The sequence below is a fragment of the Ruegeria sp. N11 genome (assembly GCF_056531525.1).
This window is the reverse complement of record NZ_JBQFLX010000004.1, coordinates 22,544-39,916: the sequence shown is the minus strand read 5'-3', so window position 1 is coordinate 39,916 and position 17,373 is coordinate 22,544. Positions and strand designations below refer to the sequence as shown.

The 17,373-nt window shown below is 53.7% G+C and carries 16 protein-coding genes; 5 read left to right on the top strand and 11 right to left on the bottom strand.

Annotation, left to right across the window (positions count from 1 at the left end; all coding sequences use genetic code 11):
* Positions 1-111 precede the first annotated feature (111 nt).
* The 7 genes from terL to ACR0J8_RS05200 all read right to left on the bottom strand — a co-directional run bounded on the left by terL (position 112) and on the right by ACR0J8_RS05200 (position 7,808).
* On the bottom strand, positions 112-1,551 hold the full coding sequence (gene terL / locus ACR0J8_RS05230; RefSeq protein ID WP_480889043.1) for a phage terminase large subunit: 1,440 nt from the start codon (positions 1,549-1,551) through the stop codon (positions 112-114).
* A complete protein-coding gene (locus ACR0J8_RS05225) occupies positions 1,529-1,951 on the bottom strand; it encodes a DUF5681 domain-containing protein (RefSeq protein WP_480889041.1) in 423 nt (140 codons plus the stop codon). The genes terL and ACR0J8_RS05225 overlap by 23 nt, the downstream gene beginning before the upstream one ends.
* On the bottom strand, positions 1,951-3,375 hold the full coding sequence (locus tag ACR0J8_RS05220) for a site-specific DNA-methyltransferase (protein ID WP_480889040.1): 1,425 nt from the start codon (positions 3,373-3,375) through the stop codon (positions 1,951-1,953). Before ACR0J8_RS05220 ends, ACR0J8_RS05225 begins: the two co-directional genes overlap by 1 nt.
* A 615-nt stretch (positions 3,376-3,990) precedes the next feature.
* The gene (locus ACR0J8_RS05215) at positions 3,991-5,619 is read right to left on the bottom strand and encodes a recombinase family protein (RefSeq protein WP_480889038.1); all 1,629 of its coding nucleotides are present in this window, start codon (positions 5,617-5,619) and stop codon (positions 3,991-3,993) included.
* Positions 5,619-6,032, bottom strand: coding sequence for a DUF2924 domain-containing protein (locus tag ACR0J8_RS05210; protein WP_170476725.1), 414 nt, complete (start codon positions 6,030-6,032; stop codon positions 5,619-5,621). The genes ACR0J8_RS05215 and ACR0J8_RS05210 overlap by 1 nt, the downstream gene beginning before the upstream one ends.
* Positions 6,029-6,292 carry a DUF3489 domain-containing protein gene (locus tag ACR0J8_RS05205; RefSeq protein WP_058279951.1) on the bottom strand — a complete coding sequence of 88 codons (264 nt, stop codon included), beginning with the start codon at positions 6,290-6,292 and terminating at the stop codon, positions 6,029-6,031. The genes ACR0J8_RS05210 and ACR0J8_RS05205 overlap by 4 nt, the downstream gene beginning before the upstream one ends.
* Positions 6,293-6,836: 544 nt before the next feature.
* Positions 6,837-7,808 carry an adenylate/guanylate cyclase domain-containing protein gene (locus tag ACR0J8_RS05200; protein WP_480889036.1) on the bottom strand — a complete coding sequence of 324 codons (972 nt, stop codon included), beginning with the start codon at positions 7,806-7,808 and terminating at the stop codon, positions 6,837-6,839.
* A 407-nt stretch (positions 7,809-8,215) separates the two neighbouring features.
* Between ACR0J8_RS05200 and ACR0J8_RS05195 the strand changes: the two genes are divergently transcribed.
* From ACR0J8_RS05195 to ACR0J8_RS05175, 5 genes are all read left to right on the top strand, one after another.
* Positions 8,216-8,530: a hypothetical protein gene (locus ACR0J8_RS05195; protein WP_170383373.1), complete on the top strand. Its 315-nt coding sequence runs from the start codon at positions 8,216-8,218 to the stop codon at positions 8,528-8,530.
* Positions 8,531-8,830: 300 nt separating this feature from the next.
* On the top strand, positions 8,831-9,934 hold the full coding sequence (locus ACR0J8_RS05190) for a GFA family protein (protein WP_480889034.1): 1,104 nt from the start codon (positions 8,831-8,833) through the stop codon (positions 9,932-9,934).
* A gap of 290 nt (positions 9,935-10,224) precedes the next feature.
* On the top strand, positions 10,225-10,899 hold the full coding sequence (locus ACR0J8_RS05185) for a phosphatidylserine decarboxylase (RefSeq protein WP_171185201.1): 675 nt from the start codon (positions 10,225-10,227) through the stop codon (positions 10,897-10,899).
* Positions 10,900-10,911: 12 nt separating this feature from the next.
* Positions 10,912-11,658 carry a CDP-diacylglycerol--serine O-phosphatidyltransferase gene (gene pssA, locus ACR0J8_RS05180; RefSeq protein ID WP_170335106.1) on the top strand — a complete coding sequence of 249 codons (747 nt, stop codon included), beginning with the start codon at positions 10,912-10,914 and terminating at the stop codon, positions 11,656-11,658.
* 9 nt (positions 11,659-11,667) lie between these two features.
* Entirely contained in the window at positions 11,668-12,291 is a 624-nt protein-coding gene (locus ACR0J8_RS05175; protein ID WP_171185203.1) for a class I SAM-dependent methyltransferase, read from the top strand.
* 136 nt (positions 12,292-12,427) lie between these two features.
* On the opposite strand, the gene ACR0J8_RS05170 is transcribed toward ACR0J8_RS05175, so the two are convergent.
* From ACR0J8_RS05170 to dddP, 4 genes are all read right to left on the bottom strand, one after another.
* Positions 12,428-12,781, bottom strand: coding sequence for a GFA family protein (locus tag ACR0J8_RS05170; protein WP_170815399.1), 354 nt, complete (start codon positions 12,779-12,781; stop codon positions 12,428-12,430).
* Positions 12,782-13,062: 281 nt separating this feature from the next.
* The gene (locus tag ACR0J8_RS05165; RefSeq protein ID WP_171185207.1) at positions 13,063-14,019 is read right to left on the bottom strand and encodes an ABC transporter substrate-binding protein; all 957 of its coding nucleotides are present in this window, start codon (positions 14,017-14,019) and stop codon (positions 13,063-13,065) included.
* A gap of 28 nt (positions 14,020-14,047) precedes the next feature.
* A complete protein-coding gene (locus ACR0J8_RS05160; protein WP_480889030.1) occupies positions 14,048-15,709 on the bottom strand; it encodes a BCCT family transporter in 1,662 nt (553 codons plus the stop codon).
* 86 nt (positions 15,710-15,795) lie between these two features.
* Positions 15,796-17,142 (bottom strand): dimethylsulfonioproprionate lyase DddP, encoded by a 1,347-nt coding sequence (gene dddP, locus ACR0J8_RS05155; protein WP_480889028.1) that lies wholly within the window; start codon positions 17,140-17,142, stop codon positions 15,796-15,798.
* Positions 17,143-17,373 lie beyond the last annotated feature (231 nt).

Genomic DNA, 17,373 nt, shown 5'->3' with positions numbered 1-17,373 from the left:
GCGCCTCAAATGACACGTCCGTTGCAAGTCCTTACCGTTCAGCGGCCAACGTACCTCTGACGCCTGGCATTTATCCAGAACTCGTTTTCACACGAGAAGAACAGATCACCATTATTTCAAGACACGCCCTCGCCCCCTGTATTCCGGGTTGAAGCGGCTCTCGAGCCACTTACGAAAAAACTCAATGGCGTGTGAGAAAGCGTCAACCTGATCATCGTTTGACCCCGCGGGAAACGCGCCAAGCTCGGCTAAAAGATCATTTAGCCAGTCGGCTTCATAAGGTATGTGAACCAGGCCTTGTTCCACGAGGACCATGGCTTTGGCAGCCCTGTCTTCTTTCGACAAACCTTTAAATTTAAGTCCCTGAACCAGAATACGCCGAATATTGTCAGGGTAATACTCCCAAAGGACATCAATGAGGGCCAGACCAGAGCTGGCACGCTCTATGGCAACAAAGTCAGCCTTCCAATGGGTCTGAGTATCGATCACCCGCTTTTTCAGCTGCGGAAAGTTCCAATATCCGCGTTGATTGTCCGCCAGATAGACTTTTCCGTTCGTCACTTGCCACACCTGAATGACGTTGTATGACCCTGACTGTGTGCCTGAGGCTGCGTCAACACTCAGGAATCGAGCATCAAATGCTTTTGGCAGGGTCTTATAGCGCCGGAAGAGACTGATATCGATCTCGCCGCCACCCGCGGGAACAGGGCGTTGTTGATACTGAGCAAGGAAGTTTGCGTTACCCAGCTTGGCCCTCTGAACGTCCAGGACATCCATTGGCAACCGCGCCGCATCAAGTAGCTCGCCCTTGTCGAAGTGATATTCTTCGGTATCGCTGATCGGGACAATTTGGTCCTTTTCGGCGATTGCTGGCAGGCTGACACAACTCCAATCTTCCTGGGTTTGTAGGTGTGCTGCCGGATCGTTTATGGCCAATCTCTGCATCACCAAAACCATCGCGCTTTCGGACGGATTGTTGAGCCGAGTTGAGAGCGAGGTATCAATCCAATCATTGACCTTCGCGCAGCCGGTCTCAGTTGCCACCTCTGATGCGTCCAGCAGATCGTCCATGATGCAAATATCTGCCCCTTTCCCGATAACAGCACCGTTGACCGAAAGAGCCTCTCTGAACCCTCCAGCGTCGGTCACGAAGATCCGTTCGTTATCCTTTTGCGGCGGCGCGGACATTGTCGGAAACGTTTTATCGTACCAGTCGGCACTAACGATCTGACGGAATTTATTGGAAAGACCGGTTGCCAAGTCGAGATTGTGCGAAACAACAAAGATTTGCTGTCCTGGATTGTGCCCAAGCAAGTACGCGGGCCATGCCACGGAAACGATGATCGACTTAAGACTCCGCGGCGGAACGTTGATTATGACACGTTTTTCGGTTCCATTTTGGACTTGAACGAGCGCATGACAAATCGCTTCAATGTGCCAGTTGTCGTGCATCTCCTTGCCGTTATGCAAGGTCTCAAAAACCTTTGCGACGAAGGCCAAAAAGCTTAGCCGGAGAAGAGCGTAGAACTCAGAATTCGTTGGCTTGGTCATCGACCCCTCCGTTTTGAACCTTGGTCTTTATTGCTTTCTCAGCGTATTTCAGAAGCAAGCGGGCATCTGCTTCACTGGCAGGCAAATCCTTTGCTTCGGCTGGTGTCACATCGCCAAAGTACTTGTTGAGCTGCCGGAGCAATTCGCCCAACGCCTTGGGATTTCCTGCCAGTGCGTCCGACACGAGGCGCTTAGCAAAAGCCTCCATTTTGGTGACTTTCAATTCGACGCCCTGTTCCTTCAGGCCAATCTCCGTGCTGAGCTCAGCCTCAATAACGGTTTTCCATGATTTTGAGCCCTTTGGTCGCCCGCCAGGATTGCCACTCTGACCGGGCTTGAACTTGTGGGCATCTGGCGGGTTGCCGAACCCAACGTTGGAACGGTTCTTGTTGTTGCTCATCAGAATATTTCCTCCGTCCCGGAATCGTTTTCCAGAGTTTCTGGTTCGGCGCACTCATCGGTCCCGACCGCAAGTTCTGCCGCCCTCTCAGCATAGGTTTGGCCGGTCTTTAGAAGAGTTGCCTGTTTGCCAGTCAGCTCTTGCCAACGACGGATTGCCACATCCACATAGGCAGGCGAGATCTCCAACCCGATACAGGCACGTTTGGTTCGTTCTGCGGCCAAAAGCGTTGTGCCGCTTCCCAAAAATGGATCCATAACAATCTGACCAACCGCCGACGCGTCGAGGATGGCATCCTGTACGAGGCGAACCGGCTTGACCGTCGGATGCAGCGTAAAGTCGTCTGCTTCGTCCGCCCGTCCACCGGTGGCGCCAGCATATTCCCAGACATTCGTCCGATATCGACCGTATGAGCCTAATTGAACGTTGTTGGTGTGCGATGCGCCGGTCTTCTTCAGCACAAACACCGTTTCATAACGGGACCGATAGAACGATCCCATCCCGCCATTTGGCTTCACCCAGATGCATTTATTCAGCAGCTCGAGACCCGTCGCCCGGATCGCCTGGTGGAGTTCCCACTCATGCCGCCAGTCCATGCAACAGTATATGAGGCCACCGGGCTTCAGCCTGGACAACACGCTCTTCAGAAAGGCGATCAGAAACAGGATGAATTCTTCGATCGACATCTCGCCTGACGCTTCAGCAAATTCATTAAATCCGGAGTTGCCGACGCGTATGTGACCGTTGACCTTCGTGTTATAAGGAGGGTCCGCAAAGACCAAATCGACTGGTTTTTCGCCAAGCGGCTTAGATAACAGACCACAGTTCCGCATGTCGGCGCATGCAACCAGATGATTTCCAGCCCGCCACACATCATTGACCTGAGTGACTGGGGACGCAGAGTGTATCGAGCAAGCGATCTGATCCGCTAGGTCTGGATCGCTCCCCTCTTCAGGCAGCGTCTCAAACAGCCCATCGAGTTCCGGCGGGTCAAATCCGAGATCTGTCAGATCCGTGTTGAACTCGAGCTGGTAGGCCAGTTCGAGAGTCAGCTTGGGCAGGTCAAACTCCCCGGTTTTTTGTATCTGGTTCAGGGCAATTCTCAAGCCACGAACTTCTAAGTCTGTGAGATCCGCCACTCGAATGCACGGGAGTTCCGTCAGCTCGAGTTGACGGGCCGCTTCGACGATCTCGTGACCGTCGATGATTTCGTTGTCTGCTGTGATCAAAACCGGACGCTTCAAGCCGTAACGTCCGATCGACGCTCGGCACTTGGCTATCTGCCGATTGCTCTGCTTTTGAACATTGTGTTTTGCGTGCTGCAAATCGTTGATTGAAACTGCCTCAACGCACAATTCAGAAAGCAGATCGTTTTTCTTAGCGATTGAATGTTGCGGACTCGCCGGCTTTGGATAGGTCGTCATCACGCCCTCCTTGAAATCCAGTTTCAGGAAAGTCGCGATGGGGCGTCGACCAGGCCGAGACGGGAATACCAAAAAGGTCGTCCATCACAATTTTAACGAGACACCGAAATCCTCGGCCGGGCATCTCGCCACGCTGTTTTAATATAATGAGTCGCCACCCAAGTCAAGCTAAGTATATGATTTTGGATGACAAATGCAGCGAAGGTCCTTAAGTTTCGTTCTCTTTCGAGTTGACTAAAGCGGTGCCTTGAGCGTTCTAGTAGACAGGAATTCGGCCGATTAAGCGGTGAGGCCGCAATTCGGAACACAGTGCTCTGGTACAAGAGAATACCCCCGCCCCGACATAGGAATGTGCTTTCGAAATTTCCCTGTTAATTTCCCTGTTCTAAGGGAAATCGCGAGACTGGATAGCTGGAGACTGCGAGCACAGCCACCCACTCACTAATCTTCAGCTCACGAGAGTTTGCGTCGATATTGCTGCGTGATTTCCGCACCTTGGCTCAAGCAACTTTCGACAGAGACATGGGATAGGCAGTAAAAACGGCCGATTTCGGCCCTTAATCTCGGTTTGCCAATTCGGCGGTACGAGTTTGGTAGATTTTGGAGAGGTTTTGCTCAGAGCTTAGCAAACCGTTCGCGTTGCTCAGACCAGAGAGCCGGGACGCCTGACCTGATGAGATAGTTAGACGTGAGGCCATCCGGCTGTTCGCCTAATGCGATGGAGTCGAGAATGTCCGGCGCCAGCATCGCCAGATCGACTACATCCTGAACGCGGCGCTTGGATGTGCTTTCCGTCTTTGCGATTTCGGTAAAGGTCTTTCCGCTCTTGATCATAGCCATCCACCGCTGCGCTTTGACGATGTTCTGAACCAGAGTGAGATCCGCCTCCGAGGGTGCGTCTCCCAGATGTAACTTCAGCTCGACTCCTCGCCGGCGCATCCGGAACGGAGCTTCGATGCACAGGGCAGATATGTCTAACCGATCTAGTTTGCACTCAAGCTGCTCGGCTATTTCCCTGTGGCCAAGAAGAACAGTCACCTGGCCTGGTTTGAGATCAACTCGCGCGACAAGAGCAAGGCACTGTTTCGCACTTTTAATGGATTGCAATTTCGTGGAGATGCCCGGGATCTCTGCAGCAGATACGTCCCGCAGGAGGGCTATAGCAAAATCCGGACAGCTCAGGTTTTTTCTGATGACGTCAGCGATCAAAGTTTCCAGTTCATCCGCAGGCAGACGCCAAGCATCTGGATGCTTCTGGCTGCGGCCCTTCACCAGTCGGTGGGAGATGTAGTACCGCAGGCGTGTGCCATTCTTCCTGCTGTGGCTGGGTGTCAGGCGGTCGCCGGTTTCATCGAACAGCTTGCTAGCCAATAGGGATCGCCGGGCTTTGCTTTTGGCCCCTCGCGATTTTGCGGCCCCGTCTTGCAGCATCTGCTGAACCCGGTCCCAGACTTCAGGCGCGATGATCGCAGCATGCTGACCGTCATAAACTTGGCCTTTGTGACGAATCCGCCCGGCATAAATCGGGTTGCTCAGAATATGATGGATATGCCCGCGATCAATATGAATACCGCCAGACACCAGCCCTTCCCCACGCACGCGCCGCCGAGATCTGAGGTCCGTCGCGTCTGCGCACTCTTTCACAACGCGGATGAGGCCATGCTCAAGATAGAGATCATAGAGTGCTTTAACAGTCGCCGCTTCCTCCGGCTCAATCTTCAGCGTCCGGCCATCTGCCTGATAGCCTAAAGGGACGTTGCCACCCATCCAAAGCCCCTTGCGCTTAGAAGCAGCTATTTTGTCGCGGATGCGCTCAGCCGTGACCTCTCGCTCAAATTGCGCAAAGCTGAGCAGAACATTCAATGTGAGCCGCCCCATGCTGGTCGCTGTATTGAAGCTTTGCGTGACCGACACAAACGACGCTTCGGCTTGATCCAACCGTTCCACAAGCTTTGCGAAGTCCGCCAGTGAGCGGGTCAACCGGTCGATCTTATAGACCACGATTTGATCGACGCGTTTGTCATCCACGGCTTGCATCAACCCCTGCAAGGCGGGGCGCTCGAGATGTCCGCCGGAGATCCCGCCATCGTCGTAGCGATCCGGGAGCAGCTCCCATCCTTCATGCTTCTGGCTAGCGATGTAGGCTTCGCAGGCCTCTCTTTGCGCATCCAGAGAGTTGAAGTCCTGCTCAAGCCCTTCTTCCGAGCTCTTGCGGGTATAGATCGCACAGCGGACCCGGCGCATCACTGGACCCCGAAGAAGCGCGGGCCGGACCAATGGGCGCCGGTGATATACTTGGCGATGGCTGACAGCGAACGCCAGGTTTTACCGTCCATGACGTACCCACCCTCAACGACCTCGACCTGGTAAGTCCGCCCGTTCCATTCTCGAACAAGCTGAGAACCGGGCTTGGCGGTCGTGGTCAACGTTTTCCCAGCTGCAATCTGCTTCAGTCGTCGGGTGGTTTTAACAGACACACCGCCCAGCGCCCTGTTCTGCGTTTCCCAGATTAGCACCCGCTTCATGAACTGTGGCGAAAGATACTTCGGTGGTGAGCGCCCGAAGGTCTCTCGCCATCGGTCGAGGCACGCTGCGCGATCAAGGGCTTCGATCTCTGATATTTGGATCGAAACATCTTCGTTTTGCTCCGCTTTCATTGGTTGCCCTGCATTTCGACAATTCGGTAGATCGATCCCTTGTCGGTCTCCGCCCTGTCGACCACACGTCCTGCTTTGCGCTGCGCGGATATCGCCGCCCGAGCCGTATGCGGTTGCCAGCCGAAGGTCTGTTGAAGTTGTGCGATTGTGACGCCGGACTTCCGCGTCAGCATTTTGTACAGCTGCTTTTGGCGGGTCGGCTTTTTGGCAACCTTCGTGTTTCTGTCCGAATTTTGGGTTGCCGCAATTGGTGTTGTCATCGTGTTTCTCCACTCTGAGGGCAAAGGTTTATTCCTCGCCCTGTACTGAGTGGAGCCCAGTGATCCCGGGCATATTCGACACAGACAGTACCGCTCTGAACCGTCGTGAAGTCCAGTCCATTCAAGGAGAAAGCCCGAACTTTTTTTAGATCAGTGGGTAATGGCTTCCGTGCCCACTTTCCGACCACAAGCGGTCATCTGACGGAAAGACTCAGATGACTGCATCGAGCCCAAAGCAGACGTGGAGAAAACGGCGATATGTGATAGCCAACAGGGTATAATTCAATGTTGAGTGCCAAATGGTTTGCAACCCCGTACCTAAGAAAGTCACCCATATTCCGGATTTATTTGCCCTTGCTACCTGTCCATTTTGCCGCGATCAGCAGGTTGTTTCCCACCGTGATTTAAAGAGCAAGGGCAGGCCAATTGATGGAACTGCGGAGTGGGTGTGTTCACTTTGCAAGGGCATTCCGCGAAAAGAGCAATTTGATTGAATTATCCCCCGGGGGCGGGGCTGATCTTCGAGGTCATACCCAGCGAGCAGCTATCGCCTCCATTGCAAACGGTAGACTTTGTGATCATCTGGAAGTCCTTTGAGGACCAAAGATCGTACGGCCGCAAATTCGAACTCGTGATTTCCCCCAACTATGGCTCTCGTCACATCCGACACAAGAATTTCACCCGGATTGGCCGATGAAGTTATGCGAGCCGCTTTGTTGACCACGGTTCCGAAGAAGTCGCCACGCGCCAAAACAACGTCGCCGGTATGAATGCCAACTCGTAGGCCCAAGCGCGGTTCCACATCGCTCAAAGCCACGGCTTCCTGTATTTTGATCGCCGCCAGAAGCGCTTCAGTCGCTGATTGGAAACTGGACAATGTCCCGTCTCCCAGCGACTTCACGAATTGCCCCCGATGTGTTGCGACGATACTCTCAACAGTCTGAAAATGCTGATCTATCAACGCCGACCAACCCTGATCTCCCATGGCCGCCGCGAGCATCGTACTGCCTTCGACATCAGTAAACAGCACCGAGGCCAAACCTTCTGCCTGAAGCAATTCCGGACCTTCTTCGAGCGCAGCTTTCACAAGAGTTTGAATGGCCAACTGTTCGCTACCTACAAAATCTATGTTTGGGTAGGGAAGAGAGGCGTGACGATTAATGATCCTCCATGACGCACCCTCTAAGACGAATACCAGCACCGTGCGGACGATGTAATCATCTCGAAGCCCGGGAAACCCAACCCGATGTAGAAAAGCAGACCAGCCCGTCTCTCCGTTCTCGAAGGCTTCGGCTTCGAGAACTTCCCACACATCCGGCTCTGGCATTTCGCCGATGAATTCGCCGACTCCATCACGGACAACCTGACCTTTCCAAAACTCATTCTCGCCAGTTCCAATGAAGCGCAGATCGACCGAGTCGGAAAGGTAGTCCTTCAAAACGTGCGTATTTAGGGTCCTGATCGCCTCAAACCAGCGTTCTGTAACAGCAAGTATCTCAGGAGAAGCCTTGACCACAACTGATACTCCCAACACAGGCGAAACAAGCGCAAAGTAAATTCGTCGATCTGGAATTAGCCGTACTGAACTCTACCACCTTTATGCTGCCCGCGCACAAGCATGTAATCAAGGAAGAAGATGGTAGAGGCGTCAAGCACACCTTGGACCATGCAGACCTGAGACAGAGTTGTTGAAGCTCCGTCTCGCCGGCGCACTTAGGGCTTGCTTCGAGTTTCAGCTTTGTCCGCATCGCTGTCGCTAGCGAAGTTTCGGCGAATGACCAAACCGAGCACGAAACGTCCTATTAGGCTGCTGACAATATCTGTAGTTTTGACTCCTGCAAATTTGAAATTTGCATTGTGAATTAGGTCACATCTCAATGAGTTTCATTCTGATATTTTGTTAGTATCGAGGGAGATTTAATCATGAACATGGTTGCTGCACTCGCACTGCTATCTGCTCTTTTTTATTGTATTGCTATGGTCGCCATGAAGTCATGGTGGACACTACCCAGCCTGGGCGTGGCAACCATAATCGCTGTTGCCTTACTGACAGCTGGCGCATTCGAAGTTGCTGCTCTGGGGCATGAAAAACTGGGGCTGATTTACGTGGCTGTAATGGGAGCTGAAGTCATAATTTTAGGTGTAGTCTCTCATTTTTTCTTCGAAGAGGTGTACTCAGTCAAAGAAGCTGCCGGGATGGCACTAGTTCTTGTTGGAACAGCCGTCGCCTGGACTTAGCCCTTCGATTTCACAACGATCTTGCTGCTCAGCGACCTCTTTGAGCGCCCCTATAGTTCGCATAGCAGACATTCACGTTTCGCAAGTTTAGGTCTGCCATCCGTCCATAAGCGGATATCTGACCAAATGACTACGATGTCCGCGTTGAGCCCAAAGCAGTCGGGAGATCTCTATTAATTTGGGTTCGATAAGCGGTCATGGCTTTTTGGATGGCTAGGTCAAACAGCTTTACAAGCGTTTCATCGCTAGAATTAACGATGTACACTATGCGACTTCTCTAATCTGACGTAACTTGCCGAAATGCCAAAGCCGAAGATCAGAAAGCTTGCTGCCATCGTTTCGATCGATGTCGTTGGTTACTCTCGTATCATGCAAATTGATGAAGAGGGAACTCTTGCGCGGCTCGGAGTGTGCTTCGACGGCATCGTTTCGCGCCGGGTCGCAGCGCATCACGGGCGTGTCGTCAAATCAATGGGTGACGGCCTATTGATTGAGTTTCCTACAGCAGCAGATGCGGTTGCCTGCTCGTTGGAAATCCAAAAAGTCATCGCGGAACGGGAAGCCGACTTCACCGACGACTTGAAAATAACTTTTCGCATCGGTGTAAACATTGGCGACATTGTTGTCATTGGAGATGACATATTTGGGGACGGCGTGAATCAGGCGTCACGCCTTCAAGAAATTGCCAAACCAAGTGAGCTTTGTATCTCGGGCAGCGTGTTTGATCAGGTCAAAGACAAAATTGAGCATCCCTTTGTAGACCTAGGTCATCGAAAGTTAAAAAACATTGTTCAGCCTGTCCGGGCTTATCGTTCGACTTTGACGGCTGCAGGTGAAGAGACCAAGCCGATTGGCTGGCCGTTCCTCACAGCTGCAAAACGTGAACCGATCACTGCAGGTGGATGTCTTTGCGGAGCGACTCGGTACCAGGTTTGGTCTCAGCCAGTTGCAGTTGGCTTTTGCCATTGCAGACACTGTCAGCTGGCTCTTGGTTCGCCATTGAATGCATGGGCAATTTTTGAGAAGCAAAATGTGACATTCGAAGGCGAAGAACCGGGTTTGTACGCTTCCTCAAAGCTTTCTGAGCGCGCATTTTGCAAAAATTGCGGGACGAGCATTTATACCGACATCATAGATATCGGATACTATTCGATCCGTGTGGGGACGCTCGACAATCCAGCTGATTTTCCGCCTGAGCTTCACTATGGCGTCGAAAGTCAAATCCCTTGGGTCGACATACACGACGACTTACCCAGAATTAGAACAGAAGAAGATCCGCGCATGGCCTCTCGTTGGGTTGCTGTGGGCGAGCCAAGTTCCGGGCCAACTCCACCTTTTTCGGAGGATCGCGTTGCTAATAGGCTAGAGGGAATGACGATTGGTCCAGCAAAGAACAATGAGTAACGGCAGGTTTGTCCGCATCTCGGACATTGCAAACTCGGTTTTGAAGGACCGCTTTGGGGCTGAAGCGGATACTGAACTATTAGGTCCGAAATCAGGCCCACGCCCTTCAACTTGGCATAATTTGGCTTACCGGTCACAAGGCCGAAGCCTAAGCGCCGAGGTGCTGTAAATAGTGCCCATCAACTTGTAACACCCTAATATCAATTGACGCCGGTCGCGCTAGTCACACTTGCGTTCCACACCAATCCACTTATGACAGTGCCGTCAAATGACCTGAGGGAAAGCTTGCAATGCGCATGCGCGATACGTTCATCAAACCGATGCATCCCGAAGGCATTAGGTTTGTCGCAATCTTTGCCGCCATAACGGTCGGTCTGTTTCTCTTGTCCGACATTCTGGGCTGGATTGGCGTCGGCTTCACGGTTTGGTGTTACTATTTCTTTCGCGATCCTGAACGTGTGCCACCGACAGAAGAAGGCCTGATTGTTAGCCCGGCGGACGGGGTGGTTTCGCTGATCGAACCTGCGGTACCGCCGAAAGAACTTGGGATGCCCGACACACCTCTCACCCGTGTCAGCGTGTTCATGAGTGTCTTCAACTGTCATGTGAACCGGACCCCCATTGAAGGGGAGATTACCGCAGTTGCCTACCGCCCCGGCAAGTTTTTCAATGCATCCCTGGACAAGGCCAGTGCTGATAACGAGCGCAACAGCTTGCGTATTCGTATGACAAACAATCAGGATCTGGCTGTTGTCCAGATTGCTGGTCTAGTGGCCAGACGGATCGTCTGCTTCGTAAAACCAGGCGAAGCGCTTAAAACCGGAGAGCGATTTGGATTGATCCGGTTCGGGTCTCGGCTGGATGTTTACCTTCCGGATGGCGTGGATCCACAAGTGCGTGTCGGACAAACGATGATTGCGGGTGAAACCGTCCTTGCCAGTTTATCTATGTCTAAAGAAAAATAGGTAGGCGGATCAATGGGAGACCCCCCCAAACAGGAAGAGACCGGGTTTGCGCTAATCCATTTGCTGCCCAATGCGCTGACCATAACGGCCATTTGCGCGGGCCTGTCAGCAATCAGATTTGGTGTTCAGGGTAACTACGTACTCGCGGTCCAGTTGATAATTGCTGCCTGTGTGCTTGATGGATTAGATGGGCGCATTGCGCGCCTGCTCAGCAGTGACAGCAAGCTGGGGGCCGAGCTTGACTCTCTTGCAGATTTTCTGAACTTCGGAGTGGCTCCGCCGCTCGTTCTCTATTTTTGGGTCCTACAGGATATACCCAGCGCGGCGTGGATTGCGGTATTGTTCTTTGCTGTGTGCTGCGTCATGCGCCTTGCCCGGTTCAATGTGAGCAGCAAATCCGAGACATGTGATCAGGACAGTGCCTATTTCGAGGGGGTCCCCGCCCCTGCGGGGGCGCTTCTGGTCATGTTGCCAATGTATTTGTCTTTCGCTTTCGCCGATGCCCCGTTGCTGCCGAGTGTATTGATCTGCCTTTACATGGTGATCATCGGTCTTCTGCTCATCAGTCGCATACCAACATGGTCTTTCAAGGCCACACGGATTTCTCGCGAGAACGTGAAGTTTTTGCTCATCGGTGTCGCTGTTGCGGGGGCGGCGCTGCTGACATTTGCCTGGGCCACGCTCATCGCTCTTTGTGTCGGGTATGTGGGAATGGTCGCCTGGGCATGGCTCGACAGGGAATTACCTTCTAACCGTTAAGGACTCGATATGGACATCAAGGCCGTTCAAACCTCTTACGCTCGCTGGGCGCCCGTCTATGACAGGACGTTTGGGGCTGTCACCAATGTCGGGAGACAGCACGCGGTTGAATACATCAATAGGCGTCCCGGCAAGGTTCTGGAGGTTGGCGTGGGCACCGGACTGTCCCTGGAACATTACGGGGCCGAGACGCTGGTGACAGGGATCGATTTCAGCGAAGACATGTTAGAAAAGGCCCGCGACAAGGTTCAGGCCATGTCACTAAAGCATGTCAAAGCACTGGTGCAAATGGATGCCCGAACGATAGAATTTCCCGACAACCATTTCGACACGGTTGCAGCGATGCATGTGCTGTCCGTCGTTCCGGAACCGGAAACGGTGATGGCGGAAATAGCGAGGGTCTGCAAACCGGGTGGCAGAGTGGTGATCACCAACCATTTCCAACGTAAGCGAGGGCTGCTTGCATCTATGGAACGCATATTTGCCCCGCTGGCAAATACAATCGGCTGGCATTCTGATTTCGAGATCGAGACGGTGCTGCAAGAGGATATGCTTGCCGTCGAAGAGCAAAGGCCCCTTCCACCGCTGGGGATGATGACCTTTCTGGTGCTGAGGAAATCTGAAGCCGCGTAGTACCCAGTACCTTTGGCCGCTTTTTCAGTTTCGGGCAGCCGAGCCAGTACACATATGTCAATTCATCTCGGAGCTAGATCGTTGGCCACGTCATTGCATTTCAGATGTTCTGACCACAAGAGGCGCCTTGGTCGCGTCAGAGATTTCTTCCGTCATAGATTACCTCAGGTAGGCGAAGAGCGTCCAACTCATCGATGCATCCGAGGTTAACTCGATAGTGGCCCGGGTTCAGCCGCGTCTCGACGAATGTATGAATTCCACAGCGATTGCAAAAATAGTGCCGCGCCGTTTCTGTGCCAAATTGGTAAGTTGAGAGAACACCCTGCTCACACCTGATTTTTATATCTTCAGGCGGTACCACTGTTGCACTCATCACCATGCCTTTACGGGAACATAATGAACAATCGCATCGCATTGCATGATCGATGTCCGGAACCGAAAATGTGAATTCTACAGAACCGCAATGACAGCTGCCTTGAAATTGTTTCACCTTTCACTCCACCGATTGAATGCGGAAAGAGCGCCCACAAACGATCTGTAGGCACTCAGTGACTATTCAAACTTTATTCGGCCACCATTGGGTCTGCATCCGGAACTGTAGAGGTAACACCAACTGCGTTCCGGCGGCTATCGTTGATGATTACCTTGATCAGAGCAAAGCCGATCAACACCATTGCCAGCCTCCCGGTCTTCTGGACCGGAAGGCGTAAGAGTATCAAACACTCTAGCGGAATTCGTTACCGCCCGAAGCATTTTTGATAACGTTTGTCACTACTGGAACCAACTGTCGACAACAGCCGAATTGTCTTCAACCCATTGCTTTGCAAATGCCTCGGGGTCCTTTTTCTCGACCGCCAAGGCAAAGGACATTTCCGAGAGCATCTCGGTCTCCAAATTGACATTGCTTAGCATTGCGACGGCATCAGGCTGCGCGCTTTCCAGGCTGGTCGCGTAGCTGACATGAAGATCGTCAGTATCCCAGGCGACACCGGCAGTTGATTTCTCCAACCAGCCCGGGATCGAGTTGGGCGGCACGATAATCCACTTTGAACTAACGTGTGCTGGCTCGTTCAGAACAACAAGGTCGTGCACTTCGAACATGTAGTGCGGTTGATAGCAATAGAATACGACATTCTCATTCCGCCCGGCAGCAGCCCCCAATTCTGCCAAGGCGTCGGCTTCGTCCATGATTCGGAGGCTCATAGTCTTGTGATAGCCGTAAGAACGTGCACGGACCTGTTCGATGGAAGTGGAAGTCCAACCTTCTGCACCGATCCAGACTTCACCTTTTCCGTCTCCGTTACTATCAAATTTCTGAGCCATTTTCGGATCGGAAAGCTGCTTGATATCCGTGATACCGGTGCGTTCCGCCGTGTCCTTTGTCACGCACATTCCTTGCGCCCCCTTGGGGCCACTGGACTTTACCTGAACCGTTTTTCGGCCGTCGACATATTCCCGCCGAAGGTAGTCAAGACTGGGCAGCCAGACCTCAGGATGCACATGCAGGGTTCCGGCATCCATAGCCGCAAACATGGCTGCATTGGTGCTGTCCTGTAATTCGACGTCCAAGTCCAGCCGACTTTCCAAGGCAACCTTCAGAATATGTGCGGTGGCTTCCCCCGATGGCCAGTTCGGGACGCCAATGACCATGTCGGCCGCCGAGGCTGTGGAGGCGGCAGTTACCGCGGACGCCACACTGATAGCTGCAAAAGATTTACTCGTTTTCATCTCGAAGTCCTTTCATCACTATCAAGTTTCATTCCGCAGCAGATGCCGGGGCGGTGGTCGGAACACCTTCGGCAAGTCTTCGGCTATCGTTGTAGATCGCCTTGATCAGTGCAAAGCCCATCAGAACCATCGCCAAACTGAATGGCAAAGCTGCAATTACCATGGCGGTTTGAATGGCTCCCAGGCCCCCTATGACAAGCAGGGCTCCGACCACCAATGCCAGAGCGACACCCCAGAAATAGATGTGAGGCTTGGCTTTCGGGCCGTCGTCGCCCGCGGCGTTGATTGTATTTACGATCAAAACAGCGGAGTCTGCCGTGGTCACGAGATATGTCAAAAGAAGTACCACAACGATAACTGAGAAGACCCATGTCAGATTGTCGTTGAGAATAACGGCCAGTGTCGCAAACAGCTGGTCTGAGATTCCCGCGCCCAGAATCGAGCCCCCAGCCTCACCTGTAAGTTCAAGGTGGATGGCCGTACCGCCAACAAAGGCGAACCAGATGAAACACATCATTGCCGGGACAAGCATTGCACCCAACACGAACTCGCGCACTGTGCGCCCTCGCGAAACCCTGGCAAGAAACAGACCAACGAATGGGGTCACCGCGATCCACCAGGCCCAGTAAAAGACCGTCCAGCCGCCTTGCCAGTCGGCGAGTGCGGCGCCCGTTTCGGTTCCATCATCTGACCAGACGGTAAAGCTGATTCCCGGCAGCGCCAGCAGGTAATCCCAGATACCGACAAACATGGCCTGCAGACTAAAGAATGTTGCACCGAAAATCAGGAAGAACGCCAACAAGAAAAAGCTCAGCCCCATATTGATATTGGAGAGCCATTTGATCCCCTTGCCGACACCGGAAAGTGCGGACAGGGTCGATGCACCCATGATAACCACAAGGGCGAAGATGATGGCGGCAAAGGACGCTTTTTGTGTTCCTCCCTCACCGGTCACCAACAACCAGTCACCGAAACCAATCCGGTTAAGGCCGGCTACAAACTGCTCGACACCAAAGCCAAGGGTCTGGGCAACGCCCAGGATAGTTGCCACCACGGCTACGATATCGATGACATGACCAATCGGGCCCGAAAGCGACTTGCCGAAAAGCGGGATAAGAGCGGTGCGCACCGTAAGTGGTAGATTTCTGCGATAAGAGAAGTAGGCGAACCCCAGCCCGGCAATCGCGTAACACGCCCAGGCCGATAGCCCCCAGTGCGCAAATGACCAGATATAAGCCGACCTTACGGTCTCTACCGATTGCGCGGAAACCTCTCCCATAATTACGTGGGGGTTGTTCTGAAAGTGGTAAATCGGTTCGGCCGTCGCAAAGGTCAGCATCCCAATGCCGATCCCGGCGCTGAACATCATTGAAAACCATGAGAAATTCGAAAATTCAGGCCTTTCATCGTCCTGGCCCAGCCGAAGTCTGCCGGAAGCCGGCAATGCCGCAAGAACAAGGCAGAGTATCAGGAAAAACGCTACCGCGTAGATGTACCAAGAGTTAAAGCTCGCCAGAATTAAGCCATTCAATGCTCCTAGTGTCTCTGCAGCACTTTCCGGAAAGGCCACGGCCCACACGATGAGCAAACCCACCAGGATTTTCGCGGACACGGCAACGTTCTTTGAGAACCCTGCGTAAAAGCCGCTCTCTGAAACTGGAATGTCCAACTCGCCTAAAGGTGGTTTCATACTTTCCTCCATTGTATGCTAATTTCGAACCGTCAGCGGACCGTGTCATGGGTTTGCTGGCGGGCTTTGGATATTGCGAATGCCAGCTAGGCCGTTTCTCCCATCAGGCGCTTATCGAGCGGGTAGGTCGAAATCGTTTCGAACCCGCTTTCAGTCACAACTCCCTGATCCTCCAGCTTGACCATGTGGTCGCCGCCGACCTCACCCACCAGCGCTTCGACACACAGCGTCAGCCCGGGTTCGAGAATGGCGTCGAAGGCGCCGTCCACCAGTCGGTCGGGATAGGCGATCAATGGCCATTCGTCGCACAGGCCCACACCATGCATCGGAGAGGAATATTTCAGCGCCTGATACTTGTCCTGCAGCACATGCAATGAGCGTGTCAGCTCCTCCATGTGGAGGCCGGGGCGCAGGAGCGCCGTGTTGTAGCGGATGTGCTCGACGGCCTCGGCGTAACTCTCGCACATATGTTTCGGCGCCAGTTCGTCACCGATCCACCATGTACGGCTGAGGTCCGCGCAAAGGCCATATGGCCCGATCAGATCAGTGTCGAAGGCGAGGATCTCGTTCTCGGCGATGACCCGGGGCCCACATTCCTGAAACCACGGGTTCGTGCGTGGCCCCGAGGTGAGCAGCCGTGTTTCGATCCATTCGCCGCCACGCTTGATGTTCTCGGCATGGAGCACGGCCCAGACATCGTCCTCGGTCACCCCGCCGTTTGGAATTTCTGCGCGCGCGAACTCTTCCATGGCGGCCATCGAACGCTCGCAGGAATGAATGGCGCAGCGCATGGCGCGTAACTCGTGCTCGGTCTTGATGCCCCGTGTGCGTTCGGTGACTTCCTCGCCGTCGCGATACTCCAGCCCCGCTCGGCGGATCGCGTCCAGTCCCGCAGGCTGGATCTTGTCTATCCCGATCTGTGTATAGCCCGGCGCATGGGTGGCCAGCAGGTCCGCCACCTCAGCAGCGAAGGCGTCGGCCGCTGGCCCAATCCGGTCGCCACGGGCGAAATAGAACATGTCAGCGCCAGATCGGCTCTCGCGGACGAGCGGATTATACTCGGCGAGGAACGGCGCGTTCTTGTAGTCCCAAAGCACCATGTATCCGTCGGCACAGAGCAGGCAGGCCCGGAACGGGTTGTGGGTGTTCCACAATTGCATGTTCGTCGTGTCGGTCGCATAGCGGATGTTCAGCGGATCGAACATCAGCAGACCCCCATAGCCGCGGGCCACGATGGCGTCGGTCAGGCGCTTGTGGCGGGCCTTGCGCATCTCGGTCAAATCGGGCAGCGCCAACCCCGCCTCGCGCCATTCAGCATGGGCAAGTGCGGTCGGCCCAATCTCGACCCGGTCGCCGTCATTTGCCGTCCCATCGCCAAGACGAACGCCCTGGCTAGGGTCAATCTTGCGCCGATCACTGTAATGGGTGTTCATTTTGTGCTTTCCTTTCAGACGCTTGATTGCAAGCAAAAAAAGCCGCGTCCCGACTTGCGCGGCCTTTCATTCAAGCTGCGTTCATAGCTTGATCTGCGAAGTCCCCCCATTGTCGTAAGCGGGGTGCGATTTTCTGCGGTATTGTTGATCGGGACACCGAAGGCATAAGAGATCGTTCTGTGTTCTGCTTTGCCGCCGACACAGTTTAGTTCCGTAGTGACCAGTGTTGTC

Bases quoted from the DNA above. Each gene is read 5' to 3' on its own strand.
- ACR0J8_RS05195 (WP_170383373.1), top strand. From the start codon at position 8,216: ATGAACATGGTTGCTGCACTCGCACTGCTATCTGCTCTTTTTTATTGT.
- ACR0J8_RS05175 (WP_171185203.1), top strand. From the start codon at position 11,668: ATGGACATCAAGGCCGTTCAAACCTCTTACGCTCGCTGGGCGCCCGTC.
- ACR0J8_RS05190 (WP_480889034.1), top strand. From the start codon at position 8,831: ATGCCAAAGCCGAAGATCAGAAAGCTTGCTGCCATCGTTTCGATCGAT.
- ACR0J8_RS05225 (WP_480889041.1), bottom strand. From the start codon at position 1,951: ATGAGCAACAACAAGAACCGTTCCAACGTTGGGTTCGGCAACCCGCCA.
- ACR0J8_RS05220 (WP_480889040.1), bottom strand. From the start codon at position 3,375: ATGACGACCTATCCAAAGCCGGCGAGTCCGCAACATTCAATCGCTAAG.
- ACR0J8_RS05160 (WP_480889030.1), bottom strand. From the start codon at position 15,709: ATGAAACCACCTTTAGGCGAGTTGGACATTCCAGTTTCAGAGAGCGGC.
- pssA (WP_170335106.1), top strand. From the start codon at position 10,912: ATGGGAGACCCCCCCAAACAGGAAGAGACCGGGTTTGCGCTAATCCAT.
- ACR0J8_RS05205 (WP_058279951.1), bottom strand. From the start codon at position 6,292: ATGACAACACCAATTGCGGCAACCCAAAATTCGGACAGAAACACGAAG.
- ACR0J8_RS05210 (WP_170476725.1), bottom strand. From the start codon at position 6,032: ATGAAAGCGGAGCAAAACGAAGATGTTTCGATCCAAATATCAGAGATC.
- terL (WP_480889043.1), bottom strand. From the start codon at position 1,551: ATGACCAAGCCAACGAATTCTGAGTTCTACGCTCTTCTCCGGCTAAGC.
- dddP (WP_480889028.1), bottom strand. From the start codon at position 17,142: ATGAACACCCATTACAGTGATCGGCGCAAGATTGACCCTAGCCAGGGC.
- ACR0J8_RS05185 (WP_171185201.1), top strand. From the start codon at position 10,225: ATGCGCATGCGCGATACGTTCATCAAACCGATGCATCCCGAAGGCATT.
- ACR0J8_RS05215 (WP_480889038.1), bottom strand. From the start codon at position 5,619: ATGCGCCGGGTCCGCTGTGCGATCTATACCCGCAAGAGCTCGGAAGAA.
- ACR0J8_RS05165 (WP_171185207.1), bottom strand. From the start codon at position 14,019: ATGAAAACGAGTAAATCTTTTGCAGCTATCAGTGTGGCGTCCGCGGTA.